13 protein-coding genes, 2 tRNA genes and 2 pseudogenes are annotated in these 19,226 nt (G+C 70.3%); 5 read left to right on the plus strand and 12 right to left on the minus strand.

Features of this window, described 5'->3' with window-relative positions; genetic code table 11:
- Window positions 1-17 precede the first annotated feature (17 nt).
- Window positions 18-2,642 (minus strand): valine--tRNA ligase, encoded by a 2,625-nt coding sequence (locus OO68_RS02610; protein WP_033306399.1) that lies wholly within the window; start codon window positions 2,640-2,642, stop codon window positions 18-20.
- 138 nt (window positions 2,643-2,780) lie between these two features.
- On the opposite strand from OO68_RS02610, the gene OO68_RS02615 reads away from it, so the two are divergent.
- Window positions 2,781-3,740, plus strand: coding sequence for a hypothetical protein (locus OO68_RS02615; protein ID WP_033306400.1), 960 nt, complete (start codon window positions 2,781-2,783; stop codon window positions 3,738-3,740).
- 65 nt (window positions 3,741-3,805) lie between these two features.
- Here the strand turns inward: OO68_RS02615 and clpX are convergent, their stop codons facing one another.
- The 5 genes from clpX to OO68_RS02640 all read right to left on the minus strand — a co-directional run bounded on the left by clpX (window position 3,806) and on the right by OO68_RS02640 (window position 8,710).
- Window positions 3,806-5,092, minus strand: a complete 1,287-nt coding sequence (gene clpX, locus OO68_RS02620) for an ATP-dependent Clp protease ATP-binding subunit ClpX (protein ID WP_031114127.1) — start codon at window positions 5,090-5,092, stop codon at window positions 3,806-3,808.
- A gap of 181 nt (window positions 5,093-5,273) precedes the next feature.
- Window positions 5,274-5,981: an ATP-dependent Clp protease proteolytic subunit gene (locus OO68_RS02625; RefSeq protein ID WP_031107154.1), complete on the minus strand. Its 708-nt coding sequence runs from the start codon at window positions 5,979-5,981 to the stop codon at window positions 5,274-5,276.
- A gap of 111 nt (window positions 5,982-6,092) precedes the next feature.
- The gene (locus OO68_RS02630; protein WP_030818448.1) at window positions 6,093-6,698 is read right to left on the minus strand and encodes an ATP-dependent Clp protease proteolytic subunit; all 606 of its coding nucleotides are present in this window, start codon (window positions 6,696-6,698) and stop codon (window positions 6,093-6,095) included.
- Window positions 6,699-7,054: 356 nt separating this feature from the next.
- The gene (gene tig, locus OO68_RS02635) at window positions 7,055-8,440 is read right to left on the minus strand and encodes a trigger factor (RefSeq protein ID WP_033306402.1); all 1,386 of its coding nucleotides are present in this window, start codon (window positions 8,438-8,440) and stop codon (window positions 7,055-7,057) included.
- Between the two features lie 193 nt (window positions 8,441-8,633).
- Window positions 8,634-8,710, minus strand: a tRNA-Pro gene (locus OO68_RS02640).
- Between the two features lie 164 nt (window positions 8,711-8,874).
- Between OO68_RS02640 and OO68_RS02645 the strand changes: the two genes are divergently transcribed.
- Together OO68_RS02645 and OO68_RS02650 are read left to right on the plus strand one after the other, a co-directional pair.
- Window positions 8,875-8,948 (plus strand) — tRNA-Gly (locus OO68_RS02645).
- A gap of 79 nt (window positions 8,949-9,027) precedes the next feature.
- A pseudogene (locus tag OO68_RS02650) lies at window positions 9,028-9,481 on the plus strand (ASCH domain-containing protein).
- Window positions 9,482-9,496: 15 nt separating this feature from the next.
- On the opposite strand, the gene OO68_RS02655 reads toward OO68_RS02650, so the two are convergent.
- Window positions 9,497-11,875, minus strand: a complete 2,379-nt coding sequence (locus OO68_RS02655; RefSeq protein WP_033306404.1) for a serine/threonine-protein kinase — start codon at window positions 11,873-11,875, stop codon at window positions 9,497-9,499.
- A gap of 107 nt (window positions 11,876-11,982) precedes the next feature.
- Complete coding sequence (locus OO68_RS02660) at window positions 11,983-12,177, minus strand: hypothetical protein (RefSeq protein ID WP_010041885.1); 195 nt, start codon at window positions 12,175-12,177, stop codon at window positions 11,983-11,985.
- Window positions 12,178-12,876: 699 nt separating this feature from the next.
- Here OO68_RS02660 and OO68_RS02665 point away from each other — a divergent pair.
- Entirely contained in the window at window positions 12,877-13,995 is a 1,119-nt protein-coding gene (locus OO68_RS02665; RefSeq protein WP_245236882.1) for an acyltransferase family protein, read from the plus strand.
- 15 nt (window positions 13,996-14,010) lie between these two features.
- Here the strand turns inward: OO68_RS02665 and OO68_RS02670 are convergent, their stop codons facing one another.
- From OO68_RS02670 to OO68_RS02680, 3 genes and pseudogenes are all read right to left on the minus strand, one after another.
- Window positions 14,011-14,448: an HD domain-containing protein gene (locus OO68_RS02670; RefSeq protein WP_033306406.1), complete on the minus strand. Its 438-nt coding sequence runs from the start codon at window positions 14,446-14,448 to the stop codon at window positions 14,011-14,013.
- A gap of 14 nt (window positions 14,449-14,462) precedes the next feature.
- Window positions 14,463-15,669: pseudogene (locus tag OO68_RS47355) on the minus strand (ABC transporter permease); the annotation flags it as partial.
- A 49-nt stretch (window positions 15,670-15,718) separates the two neighbouring features.
- A complete protein-coding gene (locus OO68_RS02680; protein WP_033306407.1) occupies window positions 15,719-16,897 on the minus strand; it encodes a PP2C family protein-serine/threonine phosphatase in 1,179 nt (392 codons plus the stop codon).
- Window positions 16,898-17,059: 162 nt separating this feature from the next.
- Between OO68_RS02680 and OO68_RS02685 the strand changes: the two genes are divergently transcribed.
- Window positions 17,060-18,319 carry a GNAT family N-acetyltransferase gene (locus OO68_RS02685; protein ID WP_033306408.1) on the plus strand — a complete coding sequence of 420 codons (1,260 nt, stop codon included), beginning with the start codon at window positions 17,060-17,062 and terminating at the stop codon, window positions 18,317-18,319.
- Between the two features lie 26 nt (window positions 18,320-18,345).
- Here OO68_RS02685 and OO68_RS02690 read toward each other — a convergent pair whose 3' ends face one another.
- Window positions 18,346-19,155: an Fpg/Nei family DNA glycosylase gene (locus OO68_RS02690; RefSeq protein WP_033306409.1), complete on the minus strand. Its 810-nt coding sequence runs from the start codon at window positions 19,153-19,155 to the stop codon at window positions 18,346-18,348.
- Between the last annotated feature and the right edge of the window lie 71 nt (window positions 19,156-19,226).

A 19,226-nucleotide genomic window follows, 5' to 3' on the forward strand; every position in this document is an offset into this window, starting at 1 on the left:
CACGACCGTACGAACGCTTACGCCTGCGGCAGCCTCTCCAGCTGGGCCTGGATGCGGGCGATGTCCTCCTCCGCCTTGGCGAGGCGGGTGCGGATCTTGTCCACGACGTGGTCGGGGGCCTTCGCCAGGAACGCCTCGTTGCCGAGCTTGGCGTTCGCCTGGGCCTTCTCCTTCTCGGCCGCGGCGAGGTCCTTGGCCAGGCGCTTGCGCTCGGCCGCCACGTCGATCGTGCCGGAGAGGTCGAGGGCGACCTCCGCGCCGGCGACCGGGAGGGTTGCCGTGGCCGTGAAGGCGTCGCCCTCCGGCTGGAGCCGGAGCAGCTGGCGGATGGCCGCCTCGTGGGGCGCGAACCGCGTGCCGTCCAGGGTCAGCCGGGCCGGGACCCGCTGGCCGGGCTGGAGGCCCTGGTCGGCGCGGAAGCGGCGGACCTCGGTGATGACCGACTGGAGGGACTCGATCTCGCGCTCGGCGTCGGCGTCCCGGAAGCCACTGTCCTTCGGCCAGTCGGCGATGACGACCGACTCGCCGCCGGTGAGGGTGGTCCACAGGGTCTCGGTGACGAACGGGACCACCGGGTGCAGCAGCTTCAGCGTGACGTCGAGGACCTCGCCGAGGACGCGCTGGGAGACCTCGGCCGCCTCGCCGCCCGCCTGGAACGTCGTCTTGGACAGCTCGACGTACCAGTCGAAGACCTCGTCCCACGCGAAGTGGAACAGGGCGTCGGAGAGCTTCGCGAACTGGTAGTCCTCGTAGAACGCGTCGACCTCGGCGACCACCGAGTTGAGGCGGGACAGGATCCAGCGGTCGGTCGAGGACATCTTCGACGCGTCCGGCAGCGGGCCCTCGATCGTCGCGCCGTTCATCATCGCGAAGCGCGTCGCGTTCCAGATCTTGTTGGCGAAGTTCCGCGAGCCCTGGACCCAGTCCTCACCGATCGGGACGTCGACGCCGGGGTTGGCGCCGCGGGCGAGGGTGAAGCGCAGGGCGTCGGAGCCGTACTTGTCCATCCAGTCCAGCGGGTTGACCGCGTTGCCGAAGGACTTCGACATCTTCTTGCCGAACTGGTCGCGGACCATGCCGTGCAGGGCGATGGTGTGGAACGGCGGGGTGCCGTCCATCGCGTAAAGGCCGAACATCATCATCCGGGCGACCCAGAAGAAGAGGATGTCGTAGCCGGTGACCAGGACGGAGTTCGGATAGAACTTCGCGAGCGACTCGGTCTGTTCGGGCCAGCCGAGCGTGGAGAACGGCCACAGGCCGGAGGAGAACCAGGTGTCGAGGACGTCGGTGTCCTGACGCCAGCCCTCACCGCTCGGCGGCTCCTCGTCGGGGCCGACACAGACGACCTCGCCGTTCGGGCCGTACCAGACCGGGATGCGGTGACCCCACCACAGCTGGCGCGAGATGCACCAGTCGTGGAGGTTGTCGACCCAGTCGAAGTAGCGCTTCTCCATCTCCTGCGGATGGATCTTGACCTTGCCGTCGCGGACCGCGTCACCGGCGGCCTTGGCCAGCGGGCCGACCTTGACCCACCACTGCATGGACAGGCGCGGCTCGATGGTGGTCTTGCAGCGCGAGCAGTGGCCGACGGAGTGGACGTAGGGCCGCTTCTCGGCGACGATCCGGCCCTCGGCGCGCAGGGCCGCGACGATCGCAGAGCGGGCCTCCAGCCGGTCCAGGCCCTGGAAGGGGCCGTGGGCGGTGATCACCGCGTGCTCGTCCATGATCGTGATGGCCGGCAGGTCGTGGCGCTGGCCGATCTCGAAGTCGTTCGGGTCGTGCGCCGGCGTCACCTTGACAGCGCCCGTGCCGAACTCGGGGTCGACGTGCTCGTCCGCGACGACCGGGATGGAGCGGTCGGTCAGCGGCAGTTTGACCAGCTTGCCGATCAGGTGCTTGTAGCGCTCGTCCTCGGGGTGGACGGCGACGGCCGTGTCACCGAGCATCGTCTCGGCACGGGTGGTGGCGACGACGATGGTGTCGTCCCCGTCGCCGTACTTCATGGAGACGAGCTCGCCGTCGTCGTCCTGGTACTCGACCTCGATGTCCGAGATGGCCGTCAGACAGCGGGGGCACCAGTTGATGATGCGCTCGGCGCGGTAGATGAGCTCGTCGTCGTAGAGCCGCTTGAAGATGGTCTGGACGGCCTGGGAGAGGCCCTCGTCCATCGTGAAGCGCTCGCGCGACCAGGCAACGCCGTCGCCCAACCGCCGCATCTGACCGCTGATCTGGCCGCCGGACTCGCCCTTCCACTGCCAGACGCGCTCGACGAAGGCCTCGCGGCCCAGGTCGTGCCGGGACTTGCCTTCCTTGCCGAGCTCCCGCTCGACGACGTTCTGCGTGGCGATGCCGGCGTGGTCCATGCCGGGCTGCCACAGCGTCTCGTAGCCCTGCATGCGCTTGCGGCGGGTCAGGGCGTCGATGAGCGTGTGCTCGAAGGCGTGCCCCAAGTGGAGCGAGCCCGTGACGTTCGGCGGCGGGATGACGATGGTGTACGGCGACTTCTCGCTCTTGGCGTCCGCCTCGAAGTAACCCCGCTCTACCCAGCGCTCGTACAGCGGCCCCTCTACGTCGGCCGGCGCGTACTGGGTCGGCAGGTCGGTGCTGGGCGCTGGTGGCTGCTGCTGAGCGTTCTCGGTCACGGGGGTCAGTTTAGAGGTGTCACGACCCCGTCCCGAAACGCGTTTCGTTTGTAACGGTGGGGGCCCCGATGCCATGCACACGGCGGGTCTGCGCCAGGATGTCCGGAAGACATAAGCATCTGGAGGGGAACCCAGAACATGAGTTACAACCAGCCGGGCCCGTACGGCGGGCAGCCCCAGCAGCCCGGTCCGTACGGCCAGCCCGGCCCGTACGGCCAGCCGCCGCAGGCGCCCCAGCCCGGCTACGGCTACCCCCAGCAGGCCCCTCCGCCCCAGCCCGGCTACGGCTACCCGCAGCAGCCCCAGCAGGGCGTCCCGCCCCAGCAGGCGCCCTACGGCCAGCCCCCGTACGGCCAGCAGCCGCCCTACGGCCAGGCCCCGTACGGCGTGCCCCAGCCTCCCGCGCCGAGCGGCGGCGGGAAGAAGACCGGCCTCATCATCGGCGCGGTCGCGGTCGTCGCGGCGATCGGCGTGGGCGCGTACTTCGTGATCGGCGGGGGCGGCGGCGCGGGCGCCCTGGAGGACGACGGTCCGCACAAGCTGGCGACGCCGGCGAAGGTGATGAGCGAGTACAACCGCATCACCAAGGACGGGGCGACCGCCGGCGACGACTCCACCAAGGAGCTGGAGAAGAGCGGCGTCAAGGACGGCACGTCGGTGCTGGCCACCTATTCCACGGTGGACCCCACCAAGTACGACCCCACGGACCCGTCCTCGGCCGCCGAGATGGCCACGGCCAAGAGCGTCAACTTCTTCGGCGTCTACGGCGAGGTCTCCGACCCGGAGGCGTCCCTGGACACGTTCTTCGCCAACTTCAAGAAGTCGGCCGAGAAGGACTCCTCCAGCAGCAGCGGGAGCAAGACCGAGCTGATCGGCGAGCCGGAGGAGGCAGACCTCGACGGCGCGGTCATGAAGTGCCAGGCACTCAAGGGCCAGAACGTCATGACCAAGAAGGAGCAGACCAACTGGTTCTGTGCCTGGGCCGACTACAGCACCATCGCGGTGGTCTCCTCGGGCACCGCCGCCGGGGACACGTCGAAGGACACCGCCATCGACATCACCACCAAGATCCGCCCGGAGATCCGCGTCAAGGTCTGACGACGGACGAAGGCAAAGGGGAAGGGCCCCGGCCGATGGCCGGGGCCCTTCCCTCTACGTCTGCGTCACGCCGTCTTCTGCTCGCCCGGCCCACGGCCCCGCGCATCCCTCGGGATCAGGGTCGGGTTGACGTTCGACTGGACGACGTCCGCCGTGATGACGACCCGGGCCACGTCCTTGCGGGACGGGACCTCGTACATCACGCCCTGGAGGACTTCCTCCATGATGGCGCGCAGGCCGCGCGCGCCGGTCTGGCGGAGGATGGCCTGGTCGGCGATGGCTTCGAGGGCCTCGCGCTCGAAGTCCAGCTCCACGCCGTCGAGTTCGAAGAGGCGCTGGTACTGCTTGACGAGCGCGTTGCGCGGCTCGACGAGGATCTGGAGCAGGGCCTCGCGGTCGAGGTTGTGGACCGAGGTGATGACCGGCAGGCGGCCGATGAACTCGGGGATCATGCCGAACTTGACCAGGTCCTCCGGCATGACCTCCTGGAACTGGTCCTTGGACTCCATCTCGCGCTTGGAGCGGATCTGCGCGCCGAAGCCGATGCCCTTGGCACCCGCCCGGGCCTCGATGATCTTCTCCAGGCCGGCGAAGGCACCGCCCACGATGAACAGCACGTTCGTCGTGTCGATCTGGATGAACTCCTGGTGGGGGTGTTTACGGCCGCCCTGCGGCGGCACCGAGGCCGTGGTGCCCTCCAGGATCTTCAGCAGGGCCTGCTGGACGCCCTCGCCCGACACGTCGCGCGTGATCGAGGGGTTCTCACTCTTCCTCGCGACCTTGTCGATCTCGTCGATGTAGATGATCCCGGTCTCGGCCTTCTTGACGTCGTAGTCGGCCGCCTGGATCAGCTTGAGCAGGATGTTCTCGACGTCCTCGCCGACGTAACCGGCCTCCGTGAGGGCCGTGGCGTCGGCGATCGCGAAGGGGACGTTCAGCATGCGCGCGAGCGTCTGCGCGAGGAGGGTCTTGCCGGACCCCGTGGGGCCCAGGAGCAGGATGTTGGACTTCGCCAACTCGATGGCGTCGTCACGGCCGTTCGCCCCGCCGTTCTCACCGGCCTGGACGCGCTTGTAGTGGTTGTACACCGCTACGGACAGGGCCTTCTTGGCGGCCTCCTGGCCGACCACGTAGCCCTCGAGGAACTCGTAGATCTCGCGGGGCTTCGGGAGCTCCTCCCAGCGGACCTCGCTGGTCTCCGCCAGTTCTTCCTCGATGATCTCGTTGCAGAGATCGATGCACTCGTCGCAGATGTACACACCGGGCCCTGCGATGAGCTTCTTGACCTGCTTCTGGCTCTTGCCGCAGAACGAGCACTTGAGCAGATCGCCGCCGTCACCGATGCGTGCCACGGTGTGCTTCCCCTTCGCCTGGGAGACTCCTGGACGTCGACGTCCAGCGGACTCCTGGTGCTGCCTTATGTCCGACGGTACCTTGCCGGGCCCCCCGTTCGGGCCCCCCTTGGCGCGGTTCGCTTTGACGTGAACCGAGTCAAACCGTGCCAAGGGGCGGCAGACGTCACTGCCTCTCGCGTCAGCGCAGGCTCGAGTTGTCCATCTTCCGGGTGGTGATGATCTGGTCGATCAGGCCGTAGCTCAGCGCGTCCTCGGCCGTGAGGATCTTGTCGCGCTCGATGTCCTCGCGGATCTTCTCGACCGGCGTGGTGGAGTGCTTGGCCAGCATCTCCTCCAGCTGCGAGCGCATCCGCAGGATCTCGTTCGCGGCGATCTCCAGGTCGGAGACCTGACCGCGGCCGGTCTCGCTGTACGGCTGGTGGATCAGCACGCGCGCGTTCGGCAGGGCCATGCGCTTGCCCGGCGTGCCGGCGGCCAGCAGGACGGCGGCGGCGGAGGCGGCCTGGCCCATGCAGACCGTCTGGATGTCCGGCTTCACGTACTGCATCGTGTCGTAGATCGCCGTGAGCGCCGTGAAGGAGCCGCCGGGGCTGTTGATGTAGACCGAGATGTCACGGTCGGGGTCCATCGACTCCAGGCACAGCAGCTGCGCCATGACGTCGTTGGCGGAGGCGTCGTCGATCTGGACGCCGAGGAAGATCACGCGCTCCTCGAAGAGCTTCGCGTACGGGTCGTACTCGCGGATGCCCTGGGAGGTGCGCTCGACGAAGCGGGGGATGACGTAGCGGGACTCGGCCTGCGGGCCGGTGTAGCGGCCCTGCGAGGCGCTCATGTCCTGCACGGCGTGCATACGGTCGTAGATCCCGCTGCCGGGGAACTGGTTCACGGTGTCTCCTGAAAAGGGCTGAGGCGGTCGGCTGGGGCTGTCTGGGGTCGCTGGGGCCCGGGAAAGGGCTCCGTGGGCCTCACGGGGCGCCACAGGCCCCGTGGGGACCGCTCAGGCCCCGGTGCCGCCGCCGCCCGGCATACCGGCGGCCGTGGGAATCACGTCGTCGATGAGGCCGTACTCCTTGGCCTCGAAGGCGTCGAACCAGCGGTCGCGGTCCGAGTCGCGGGTGATCTGCTCGACCGACTGCCCCGTGTGCTGGGACGTGAGCTCGGCCATGCGCTTCTTGGTGTGCAGCAGCCGCTCGGCGTGGATCTTGATGTCCGAGGCCGAGCCGGCGAGGCCCGCGGAGGGCTGGTGGATCAGGATCTCGGCGTTCGGCAGCGCGAAGCGCTTGCCGGGGGTGCCGGCGCTGAGCAGGAACTGACCCATCGAGGCCGCGAGGCCCATGGCGATGGTGACCACGTCGTTCTTGATGAACTGCATGGTGTCGTAGATCGCCATGCCGGCCGTGATGGAACCGCCGGGGCTGTTGATGTACAGGTAGATGTCCTTGTCCGGGTCGGCGGCAAGGAGCAGCAGCTGCGCGGTGATCTTGTTCGCGATGTCGTCGTCGACCGGCTGGCCGAGGAAGATGATCCGCTCGTTGAGCAGCCGGTTGTAGACCTGGTCGCCGAGGCCGCCACCGATAGAGGGCTCGCCGGCGGCTGAGGGCATCAGATTCGTCACGTATCCACCTGCTCGTCTTACGACGGCGCCGGGCCGTCTCACGTTTCCCTAGGGGCTAGGAGCCGTTCGGGGACTCCACTGCCCTCGTATTCATGGACCCTAACGCGCGGGTCCCTTCGGGGAATCCCGGAGATGGGAGTGTTCGCCGGGGGCGTAGCGCGGTGGGCTCCGCGGGTGCGCCGTGCGGTCTCGTCGTGGGTGGTGCGGGAATCGCCGGGCCGCGGGGCGGGTGGGGGCTTGTCGCGCAGTTCCCCGCGCCCCTGGGGTGCGCCTGCCCCCTGGGCGGCGAGAAGGCCCTGGGGCGTGCCCCAGGGCCTTCTTCACGGACTCACGGCGACCGGGGCTCAGCCCTCGGTCTTCTCCTCGGCGGACTCGGCCGGGGTCTCCTCGGCGGAGGCCTCGGCGGTTTCCTCGTCCTCTTCGTCGTCGAGGTCGATGACCTCGCCGTTGGTGTCCTTGACCGTGGCCTTCTCGACCACGACGGCCAGGGCCTTGCCGCGGGCGACCTCGCCGACCAGGAGCGGAACCTGGCCGCCCTCGACGACCGCCTGGGCGAACTGGTCGGGGGACATGCCGGAGGAGGCGGCGCGACGCATGAGGTGCTCGGTGAGCTCCTCCTGGTTGACGTTCAGCTTCTCCTGCTTGACGAGCTCGTCGAGGACGAACTGCGTCTTGATGCCCTTGACCGCGGCTTCCTTGGTCTCGGCGTCGAACTCCTCCTCGCTCTTGCCCTGGATCTCCAGGTACTTCGCGAGGTCGAGGCCCATCTGGCCGAGCTGGTGGTGCTCGAGGTTGTGCTTGCGGGTGTTGATCTCGTCCTCGAGCAGCTTCTCGGGGACGGGCACCTCGACGAGCTCCAGCAGCTTCTCCAGGACGCGCTCCTGGGCCTGCGTGGCCTGGTCGTACTGCTTCATGTTCTCGAGGCGCTTGCGGCTGTCCGCGCGGAGCTCCTCGATGGTGTCGAACTCGGAGGCGAGCTGCGCGAACTCGTCGTCCAGCTCGGGCAGTTCACGCTTGGCGACCTGGGTGACCTTGACGGTGACCTCGGCCTCCTTGCCGGCGGCGGAACCACCCTTGAGCTCGGAGGTGAAGGTGGCCTCGCCACCGGCCTCCAGGCCCTTCACGGCGTCGTCGATGCCTTCCAGCAGCTCACCGGAACCGATGGTGTAGGAGACGCCGTCGGCGACGCCGTCCTCCAGGACCTCGCCGTCGACCTTGGCCTGCAGGTCGATCGTCACGACGTCGCCGTCCTCGGCGGCACGCTCGACCGGGGCGGTGGAGGCGAAGCGCTCGCGCAGCTCCTCGACGGCCTTGTCGACGTCCTCGTCGGTGACCTCGACCGCGTCGACCTCGACCTCGATGCCGGAGAAGTCCGGGATCTCGATGGAGGGGCGGATGTCGACCTCGGCGGTGAAGTTCAGCGTCTCGCCGTCCTTCAGCTCCGTGATGTCGACCTCGGGCTGGCCCAGCACGCTGAGCTCGGCCTCGTTGACCGCGTCGGTGTAGAACTTCGGAAGCGCGTCGTTGACCGCCTCCTCCAGAACCGCACCGCGGCCGAACCGCTGGTCGATGACCCGGGCCGGGACCTTGCCCTTGCGGAAGCCCTTCACCGTGACCTGCTGGTTGATCTTCTTGTACGCCGCGTCGAGGCTGTCCTTGAGCTCCTCGAAGGGCACCTCGACAGTGAGCCGAACCCGAGTCGGGTTCAGGGTCTCCACGGCGCTCTTCACGGTTCGGTCTCCTTGTGGCTGACTTCTTGGTTTCTGCCGGGGCCAGAACGGCCCGGCGGATTTCGCCGCCCGGAGACTTCAGACGCTGAGACACACGGGCGTGCAGCTTGCATAGTAACGGCAGCGACTACACCGCCCAAAAGGCGATCACGTGAGTGATCCGATGGGCGATCACGCGAGGTGATCGGGTGGCTGGTCGGGGTGGCGGGATTTGAACCCACGGCCTTCCGCTCCCAAAGCGGACGCGCTACCAAGCTGCGCCACACCCCGTCTGGTGCGACACGTAGGGTACATGCCGTCAGGCCGTGCGGCGGCCGCATTTCCACAGGCTCCGTGCCGCGTCGGCTCCGGCGGGAATGCGGTGTGCGACGGAGGGGGCCGACCCGCTACGATGCCTTCAGTGCCGCGGTCACCCGACCTGCGGCGCGTGCTGTGCGGGCGTAGCTCAATGGTAGAGCCCTAGTCTTCCAAACTAGCTACGCGGGTTCGATTCCCGTCGCCCGCTCCATACGGCTCAGGGCCAGGCCGGAGGTTCCTCTCCGCCTGGCCCTGATCGTTTTCCGAGGTGGGCCGGTTACGGTCGTCGCATGGCTTCCGGCTCCTTCTCGCCCGCGGACATCGCCGCGATGCCCAGGGCCGAGTTCGCCTTCCCCGGCGCTCTGCGCGACCGGCTCGTCACGGCGATCCTCGACGGTTCGAAGACCTCCACGACGGGACTCGTCGCCGACTACGAGCACGAGGGCGAGCCGGTACCCGAGGCCGGGGACCGTTCGGTGGTGATCGACTCGGACGGGCGTCCGGTCGCGGTCATCGAGGTGACCGGCGTGCGGGTCGTCCCGCTGGCCGAGGTCGATCTCGCCCATGTGGTGGACGAGGGAGAGGGGCACCGCAGCGTGGCCGAGTGGCGGGACGGGCACGAGCGGTTCTGGCACGGCGAGGATGTGCGGGCGGCCCTGGAGGACCCGCACTTCACCGTGGACGACACGACGCCGGTGGTTCGAGCGCTTCCGTCTCGTCACCGATCTTCGCCCCGCCGGCTGATCGGCACCCGCTGGTTCAGAGGGTCCGGACGTCCAGCGTGTAGACGGAGCGGTCGCCGTACGGGACGTACAGGGCGTCCCCGACCAGGGTGAGGGGGGCGCCGGAGGTGTTGTCGGGTTCGCCGCTGTCGTCCCGGCCGTCGCGAGTGCCTTCGATCTTGCCGGTGGAGACGTTCAGGGCGGCCACCCGGCCACTGGGGGACGCGAAGTAGACGTGCGTGGCGGAGGCGGCCGGCGGGCCCTGCTGCTCCACGGTGGAATTGCTGTCCCAGAGGGTCCGGCCCGTGCGGGGCGAGACCGCGCTGACGCCGCCGCTGCCCCGGGTGAAGTAGACGGTCCCGCGCCGGAGGTAGGCACCGGACGCCTCGGCCTGCTTGCCGGAGACGCGCACGGCGGTGAGCTCGTGCGAGGAGACGTCGAGCAGGGTCAGACCCTTGCCGGGCGCGTAGGTTTTCGCCAGCACCAGGCTGCCGCCGTCCCGGCCGAGCAGGTCATGGGCGCCCTTCGCCTCGACCGTCCAGCGGGGCCTGCCGTCGGCCGTGCCGATCTCGGACACGGTGGTCGTGGCGGTGTCCTGCTCCCACCTGCCGGTGGTGCAGATCAGGTAGGCGCGTTCGGCCGCGGCGCGCAGCAGGCAGTGGTCCGCGCCCTGCGGCTCGGGGCGCTTCCAGCGGACCTCGCCCGTGCCGGTGTCGAGCAGGGCGTACTGCTCTCCCTGGCCGCCGTAGGACGTGATGACGCCTTCGGGGACGGCGACGGCGCCGCCCTTTACGCCGTCGGGGGCGCTCGCCGTCTGGCCGTCGGCCGTCTCGGTCCGCCACAGCACCTTCCCGGTGCCGGCGGCCAGGGCGGAGACGGTGTAGGTGAACAGCGGCCCGGCTCCGTCCGCCATCTCCCGATCGTCCACCTGGTAGGCGTAGACGCGGCCGCGGCCCGTTCCGATGATCGAGCCCTCGTCGCTGGTCGGGCTCTCCGGTGCGGTGGCGTCGACCAGCCGGGTCCAGGTGTTGCGGCCCCCGGACAGGTCGAAGCGGGTCGCCATGACCTGGGCACCGGCGCAGATCAGGGACGTGTCCACCACGGCGCAGCTCTGGAAGGAGTCGCGGCCCAGGCCGCTGTCGATGCTTTTGGGGGCCTTCGCCCTGGCGGCCCACGGTTTCCAGCCGTCGGGGAGGTCGGCCGCCCTCGGGGTGGAGGAGGGCGGGCGGTCGTTTTCGCGGACCAGGGCGACGGTGGTGGTGACGATCGCGGCGAGTGCGACGGCCGCCGCGGCCGAGACCAGCAGCAGTCCGTGTCTGCGGCGGCTGCGGGTGCGCTCCGCCCCGGGCGCGGGTGCGCCGTCCGGTTCGCTGGACGGTCGGTGCTGTTCCGTGGTGGTCCTGTCGGTCCCGGGGCGCCGTGCCTCGTGCCGTTCGGCGTCCGGTCCGCCGTCCGCCTCGGCGGGGGGCGGGTGGGGTGCTGCGTCCCGCTCTGTGCCGGCCGCGTCGGGCCATGCCGTGCCGGCCGGCTCGGTCGGCCGGGCGCCCGGCCACGCACGTACGGGGCGCGGTGCGCGGGTGCCGGGCACCAGGACCGGGCCCGGGGTGCCGCCCTCGCGGAGCAGTGTGAACAGTTCGTCAGCGGCGGGGCGGTCCTTGGGGTGCTTCTCCAGGCAGAGGCGGATGAAAGGGAGCAGTTCGGCGGGGACGCCGGTGAGGTCCGGTTCGCCCTCGACGACCCGCAGGGCCGTTTCGTAGGGGCTCGGGCTGTCGAACGGGCCGCGGGAGGTGGCGGCATGGGTGAGGACCGAGCCGAGGGAGAACATATCGGCGGCCGGGCCGACGTCCTGCGGGGAGGCGAACTGCTCCGGGGACATGAAGGGCGGGGTGCCCATGACGCGGCCGGTCTGCGTGAGGACGTCGGAGGCGGCGTGGTCGGCGGCGCGGGAGATGCCGAAGTCGATGACGCGGGGGCCGTCCTCGGCGAGCATCACGTTGGCCGGCTTCAGGTCGCGGTGGACGACTCCGGCGCGGTGGATGTCGCGCAGGGCCTCGACGAGGCCGGCGGCCAGGCCGCGCAGCCGGGGCAGCGGGAGCGGGCCGTGCTCGCGGACGTGCGTGCCGAGATCCCCGCCCGGGATGTAGAGCGTGGCCATCCAGGGGTGCGGGGCGTCGGCGTCGGCGTCCACGACGGGGGCGGTGAAGGCGCCGCTGACCCGGCGGGCGGCGGCGACCTCGCGGCGGAAACGGGTGCGGAACTCGTCGTCGTCGGCGTACTGGCTGTGCACGACCTTGATCGCGAGGCGTCGGCCGGAGGCGGAGCGGGCCAGGTAGACCACGCCCATGCCGCCGGATCCGAGGCGGTCCTCGGTGCGGTAGCCGCCCACCTCCGCCGGGTCGGAATCGCGCAGCGCCATCCCTGTACGTTCCCCCCGTCACGCACCGTCCTGTGGTCGGGGCGAGCGTAACCGCCCCTGCGCCGGGCCCGAAGCGCGGGGCGCGGGAGGAGGCGCCGGCGTCCCGGTCAGAAGCTGATGGAGTTGATGGTCTCCGCTATCGAGTTGAGGAACCGGTTGATGGACGGGGCCATGCCGGTCGAGGCGAGGAAGAAGCCGAAGAGGATCGCCACGATCGCCGGCCCTGCCTTGATGGATCCCCCTCTCAGCAACACCACAAGGATGATCGCCAACAGCAGCACCACAGACAGTGAAATGGCCACAACTGATCACACACCCTCGGTCGGTCCGCTCTCCCGGCCCGGGGACGCGACCCCGCGCACCCCCGCCAGAACCATCGTGCCACCAACACGGCCGGGCTATGCGGCCGGTGACGCATCGGCCGCCCACGTGTCGCCCTCACCCGCGCGGGGACGTTTGTGTGCAAGGTCTCAACACCGGGGAGTCGCACGGCAATTCGACGAGCCACCCGGACAGGGAATTCGACCGTATCGTTTCCGTCTCCACACAACGCGTTCGCAGCTAATTCGAATTGCTGCCACAAGCCCCCCGACAGCCGTGCGAGCCGGGGCCCGGAGAGGGCTGAAGCGGACATTCCGCTGGAGTCGCCTGCTGGTCTTATGCGTCGCTTAGTCCGGAAGTATCACGACAAGCAGGGCGTGGCCGGTACGCACAATCCGCCCTCGGATGATGTGTCGGCCATCACTCCGACAGACACGTCAACCACCCGTAATCCGGGGTACCCGCAGCGAATAGCCAGGAATCACTTCCGGCGTTTTACGAATAGCTGTTGGGAACGCTAGGGTGCCTCAGATGTTCCACGCTGCCTCGTCCCCCGATCGCGCAGCGAGGTCCCGGATCGTCTCCCCGAGCTCCTGGTGGGAGGGTCTGTGACGAACTCGCTGCGACCGAACGGCGACCGCAGGGCGCCACTTCCCCCGGCACAGTCACCGGCCGACGGAGTGCCGAGCCCCCGCTCGCCGCACAGCACGCAGAAGAAGCAGAACGGCAAGCAGCGCGACGCGTTCTTCGACAACGCGAAGTACCTCGCGATCGTGCTGGTGGCCATGGGCCACGCCTGGGAGCCGCTCAAGGGCGACAGCCGGATACTGGAGGCCGCCTACCAGGTCGTCTACGCGTTCCACATGCCGGCGTTCATCCTCATCTCCGGCTACTTCTCCCGCAGTTTCGACATGCGGCCCGACCGGCTGAAGCGCCTCATCACCGGCGTAGCCGTGCCGTACATCATCTTCGAGACGGCCTATCCGCTCTTCAAGCGGGTCATCGACAACGACCCGCACCAGGAGATCAGCCTCCTCGATCCCTGGTACCTGACCTGGTTCCTGGTCGCGCTGTTCATCTGGCGTCTGACCACCCCCATCTGGAACCTGGTGCGCCAGCCGCTGCCGCTCGCGCTGGGTCTCGCCATGCTGGCGACGGTCACCCCCGAGATCGGTGACGACCTGGACCTCCAGCGCGTCCTGCAGTTTCTGCCGTTCTTCGTGCTGGGCCTGGTCATGAAGCCCGAGCACTTCCACATGGTGCGCCGCCGTTCCGTGCGGATCGCCTCGGTTCCGGTGTTCGCCGTCGCGCTGGCCTTCAGCTGGTGGGCGGTGCCGCGCATGAACACCGCGTGGTTCTACCACCGTGACGCCGCGCAGGAGCTGGGTGCCCCCTGGTGGACCGGCCCGGTCATGGTGCTCGCGATGTTCGGCTGCTCCCTGGTGCTGACCGCCTGCTTCTTCGCCTGGGTGCCGCGCCGCCAGATGTGGTTCACCGCCCTCGGCGCCGGCACGCTCTACGGCTACCTGCTGCACGGCTTCCTGGTGAAGGCCGGCGACTACCAGGGCTGGTTCGAGGCGTCCTGGCTGCACCGGCCGGCCGGTGAGATCCTCGTGACGGTCCTCGCGGCCGCCGTCGTGACCGTGCTGTGCACCAAGCCGGTGCAGCGCATGTTCCGGTTCGCGATGGAGCCGAAGATGGACTGGGCCTTCAAGAAGGACGCCGCCGAAGTCGCCCGCGAACGCCAGAGCGCCGAGCGGCGCGAGCGTGAGCGTGCGCGCGAGAAGGTCAACGCCTGACCCGCACAGCGGACTTCATCCGACGAGACCGAGAAGGGCGCGCATCCGCGCGTACTTCTCGGTCAGTCGTTTCCGGGTCGCCTCGTCGAGGACCGCGAGGCGGGCCGGGTCCGCGTTGTGCGCCAGGTCCGACTCCTTCACCAGCAGCGCCCCGGGCGTGGCGAGGATCCGCGCGGCGTACGCCTCCGGCGGCTCCCCCGCCCGTTTGGTGACCGCGAGGACGATGTCCTTCGTACGGCTGCTCAGCGCGGCCTCGCGCAGCCACTGTGCGGAGAGGGCGTCGTCCTCGACGGCGTCGTGCAGCCAGGCCGCCGCGATCTGCTCCTCGTCGCCGCCCCGCGCCCGTACGCCCTCCGCCACCGCCCGGAGGTGTTCGGCGTAGGGCCGTCCCGCCTTGTCTCTCTGGCCGGTGTGCGCGGCGCGGGCGGTGGCCTCCACCTCGGCCAGGGTCATACGCGATGTCTCGGTCACCGCTCCAGTGTCTCCCCGCGCAGCGCCGCCCGCGCCGGCAGGCTGACCGCGGCCAGGCCGAGGACGAGGATCGCGGCGGCGAACGAGCCGTAGAGGAGCGGGGGGATGTACGGCCCCCCGGCCCGTCAGGCCCCTCATCATCGGCACCAGCGTGGCCAGCGCGATCGCCGTGCCGAGCGCGATGCCCGCGACGGCGACCAGGAGCGCTTCCCAGCGGACCATGCGCAGCACCTGGCGACGGGTGGAGCCGAGCAGACGGAGCGTGCCGAGTTCGCCACGGCGGTCGAGGACCGTCATCACCAGGGTGTTGACGGCGGCGACCGCCGCGAAGCCGCCGAGGACGGCCGCCATGACCGTGTTCGCCCAGGCGTTGAGTTCGCGGTCGACGGATTGGGCGGCGGTGTGGCCGGCGCGGTCCATGACGCGGCCGAGCGGTGCGAGCGCCTTCGCCGTGCCGCCCTTGACCCACAGTTCGGTGTCGAAGGCGGAACTGACGTGGCCGGCCAGATCACCGCGGTGCAGGGTGACCTGGGACAGGCCCAAGCCGCGGCCGTACCTCGCCGCCACCAGCGGGGTGGCCCCGGTGCCGTCGGGCAGGCGGATGCGGATGCGCTCGCCGACCCTCACCTTCGCGTTCTCGGCGACGGACGCGTCGAGGGCGATCTCGCCCGGCTTCAGCGACAGCCGGCCCTTCCCGACGTCCAGGTCCTGCACGGCGGCCAGGTCGCGGGCCGAGCCCGTGACGCCCTGCGCGGAGACCGGGGTCAGGACTCCCGAGCTGCGGACGAGGACGGACGTCCTCAGCAGGCCGACGGCCGCGATGACGCCGGGCGTCCGACCGGCCCGTCGCACGGAGTCCGGCGGCAGGGCGCCCTCGTCGGACGTGACGATGTGGTCGGCGACGATGCCCGCCCGCTGCTGCTCGGCGATGGCCCGGTCCTCGCTGGTGTGCAGGAAGACCAGCACGGAGGAGAACGCCATGGCGAGCACGATCGGGGTGATCGCGGAGGCCAGACGACGGGCGATGGTGCGGGAGTTGGCTGCGGCCAGGGCCGCGGGGGCTCCCGCACCCCGCAGCGGCAGTCCGAACAGGGACGCGCAGGCGCGGGCGATCAGCGGACCCAGCAGGGCGACGGCCAGCATGAACAGCATGACGACGCCGAGGGCGGCGTTGGCCGCGTCCTCACCCGACTCCGAGGCGGCGGCCGGACCATGAGGACGACCGCCCAACCGACCTGGGGAAAACCCCACCTCAGCGGGGGGTGGCCGCCGTCGGTCCCTCGCGGCAGATCAGCAGCAGGGCCCGGTCGTCGTTGACGTCCTTGGCGACCGCCTCGATGAGGTGCCAGGCCGCACCGTGGAAGCCGCCGGCCACATAGCGGTCGGCCTCGCCGGTGAGGCGGTCGATGCCCTCGACGATGTCGCGGTCGGCGGTCTCCACCAGACCGTCCGTGAACAGCATCAGCACGTCGCCGGGCCGCAGCGAACCCTTCACCGGGTCGAACTGGGCGCCGTCGTACACCCCGAGGAGCGGGCCCTCGGCCGCCTTCTCCTCCCAGCGGCCGGTGCCGGCGCTGAGCTGGAGGCCCGGCGGGTGGCCCGCGGAGTAGAGCTCGTAGTCGCCGGAGTCCAGGTCGAGGACCAGGTGGATGGAGGTGGCGAAGCCCTCGTCCCAGTCCTGGCGCAGGAGGTAGCCGTTGGCGGCCGGGAGGAAGGCGTGCGGCGGGAGGGAGCCGAGCAGGCCGCCGAACGCGCCGGACAGCAGCAGGGCGCGGGAGCCCGCGTCCATGCCCTTGCCGGAGACGTCGGTGAGGACGACTTCGAGCGTGCGGCCGCCGTTGGTACGGGCCGCCACCACGAAGTCCCCCGAGAACGACTGGCCGCCCGCCGGGCGCAGGGCCATCTCCCGGTGCCACCCGCCCGGCAGGTCGGGCAGCTTGCTCTGCACCCGGATGCGTTCCCGCAGGTCGAAGAGCATGGTGCCGCCGCGCCGCCAGGGCACCCCGACCCGGCTGCGGAACTGGGCGAGGAGCAGCCCGAAGAAGCCGCAGGCCGCGACCACGAGGACGACGCCCGGGGTGACCCGCGACGGGCCCTCCGTGTACGGGCCGAGCTGCACCGACTCCACGATCAGCGCGGTGGCCGCGGCCGCGTACAGGCCGAGCAGGCTCGCCGGGCGCAGCAGCAGCCCGCCCACGACGACGGGCAGCACCAGCGCGGCCGGGGAGAACCACACCGAGTTCCCCAGGGTCGCCGCCGCGATCAGCGGGACGGTCAGGAGCAGACCGACCAGGGCGATCCAGTCCGAGCCGTTGCCGCGGAAGTAGTCCACGGCCGCTCGGCGCACGCCGACGCGGACCCGGTGCCACTGCTTCTTCAACCGGGCCGTGAACGTCTCGGCTTCCGCGCGCCGCTCTCGTCCTGATGCCATTAGTTCGGGACCCTATCCATCGGACCAGCCCCTTGGCACGGGAGGTCCCACTTGTCCCCCGTCCGAGGGCCGACTTCACAGTGAACTTCACGGTGCGCTCCTCCGCCGCCACCCGGGAGAAATTCCCTCGCTCGTCCCGCATCGCCCTGGTAGGCATGGCCCATGGCGACTGACGCGACCGGCTCCGCGCCCGGCCTCCGGGTACTGCGGCGGGATGAATGGGACAAGTGGTACGACACCCTCATCCGGGGCTTCGGCGGGGTCCCGGAGTCCACCGAGGAACGGGAGTTGTGGAACTCGCTGACCGAGGTCGACCGTTCCCTCGGCGCCTGGGACGGGGACGAGTGCGTGGGCACGGCCGGGGCGTTCAGCTTCCGGCTCACGGTGCCCGGCGGCGCCTCGGTACCCGCCGCGGGCGTCACCATGGTCAGCGTGGCCGCCACCCATCGCCGGCGCGGGGTGCTGACCTCGATGATGCGGCGGCAACTGGACGACGTCCGGGCCTCGGGTGAGCCGCTGGCCGTGCTGACGGCCTCCGAACCGGCGATCTACGGCCGGTTCGGATACGGGGCCGCCACCTTCCAGTTGAACGCCGAGATCGACACGACCCGGGTGCGGCTCACATCGCTGCCGGCGGGCACGGATGACGTGCGGGTGCGGTACGCCGTTCCCTCCGATGTGCTCGATGTGTGCGAGGCGTTGTACGCCCGGCTGGTGCCGTCGCGGCCGGGGATGCTGGCGCGGCAGCCCGGCTGGGAGCGGGTCGAGGTGCTCGATCCGGAGAGCGACCGGGCAGGAGCGTCTCCGCTGCAGTGCGTCCTGGCCGAACGGGACGGCGAGACGGTGGGGTATGCGCGGTTCCGCGTCAAACCGGACTGGGGGGCCGCCGGGCCCAACGGCTCGGTGATCGTGGAGAACTCGGCCGCGCTGGATCCCGCGGCGGACGCGGCGCTGTGGCGGTTCCTGTTCGGCATCGACCTGACGTCGTCGGTGGTGCTGCGGGGGCGGGGGCGGCCGGTGGACGACGCGTGGCAGCACTGGGTGTCCGACATCCGGCGGTGCCGGCCCCGCGTGCTGGACGCGCTGTACCTGCGGCCGGTGGATCTGGGGGCCGCGCTGGAGGCGCGGACGTATCAGACGCCGGTGGACGTGGTGTTCGAGGTGGAGGACGCGTTCTGCCCCTGGAACTCCGGGCGTTGGCGGCTCAGCGGGGATGCGAAGGGGGCCTCCTGCGAGCGTACGGCGGATGCGGCGGATCTCGTGCTGTCCGTACGGGAGTTGGGGGCCGCGTATCTCGGGGGTGTGTCGCTGGCCTCGTTGGGGGCGGCGGGGCGGGTGCGGGAGGTTCGGCGGGGTGCGCTGGCGGAGGCCTCCCTGGGGTTCGGGGCCGCCGTGGCTCCGTGGTTGCCGCACGGCTTCTGAGGTCGGGGCCTCATCGGCCCCGGTGCTCAGGGGCGTTGGCAGGACGGGCACCAGAAGAGGTTGCGGGCGGCGAGGTCGGCGGTGCGGATCTCGCCGCCGCAGATGTGGCAGGGCAGGTTGGCCCTGCGGTAGACGTACACCTCGCCGCCGTGGTCGTCCACACGGGGCGGGCGGCCCATGGCCTCCGGGGTGTGCTCCGGGCGGACGGTGTCGATGCGGTTGTTGCGGACGCCCTCGTGCATGAGGTCGACGAGGTCGGTCCAGATCGCGTGCCACTCGGTGGGGGTGATGTCCTTGCCCGGGCGGTACGGGTCGATGCGGTGCCGGAAGAGGACCTCCGCGCGGTAGACGTTTCCCACGCCGGCGATGACCTTCTGGTCCATGAGGAGGGCGGCGATCGTCGTACGGCTGCGGGTGATGCGGCGGTACGCGGTGTCCGGGTCGGCGTCGTCCCGGAGGGGGTCGGGGCCGAGGCGGTCGTGTATCGCCTGCTTCTCCGGGGGTGTGATGAGGGCGCAGGTGGTGGGGCCCCGGAGGTCCACGTAGGTGGTGTCGTTCGCGACGCGGAGGCGGACGGTGTCGGTGGGGGGCGGCTCGGGGGCCGGGCCGAAGGTGACCTTGCCGAAGAGGCCGAGGTGGATGTGGATCCAGTCGGTTTCGCGGAAGCCGAGGAAGAGGTGTTTGCCGTGGGCTTCCGTGTGGGTGAGTTCGGTGCCGGTGAGGAGGGTGGCGGCGGAGGTGAATTTGCCCTGGGGGCTGGTGGTGCGGGGCTTTGTGCCGAGGAAGGCCGTCGCGTAGTCCTGGGCCAGGCGGTGGATGGTGTGGCCTTCCGGCACGGGTCCTCCCTGGGGTCGGTTCGGTTTTTTGCCCACCCTCGGGCTCCGCCTCGGCGGGGTTCGCCCACCCG

Source organism: Streptomyces iakyrus, from assembly GCF_000717055.1.
Classification (GTDB): Bacteria; Actinomycetota; Actinomycetes; order Streptomycetales; family Streptomycetaceae; genus Streptomyces; species Streptomyces iakyrus.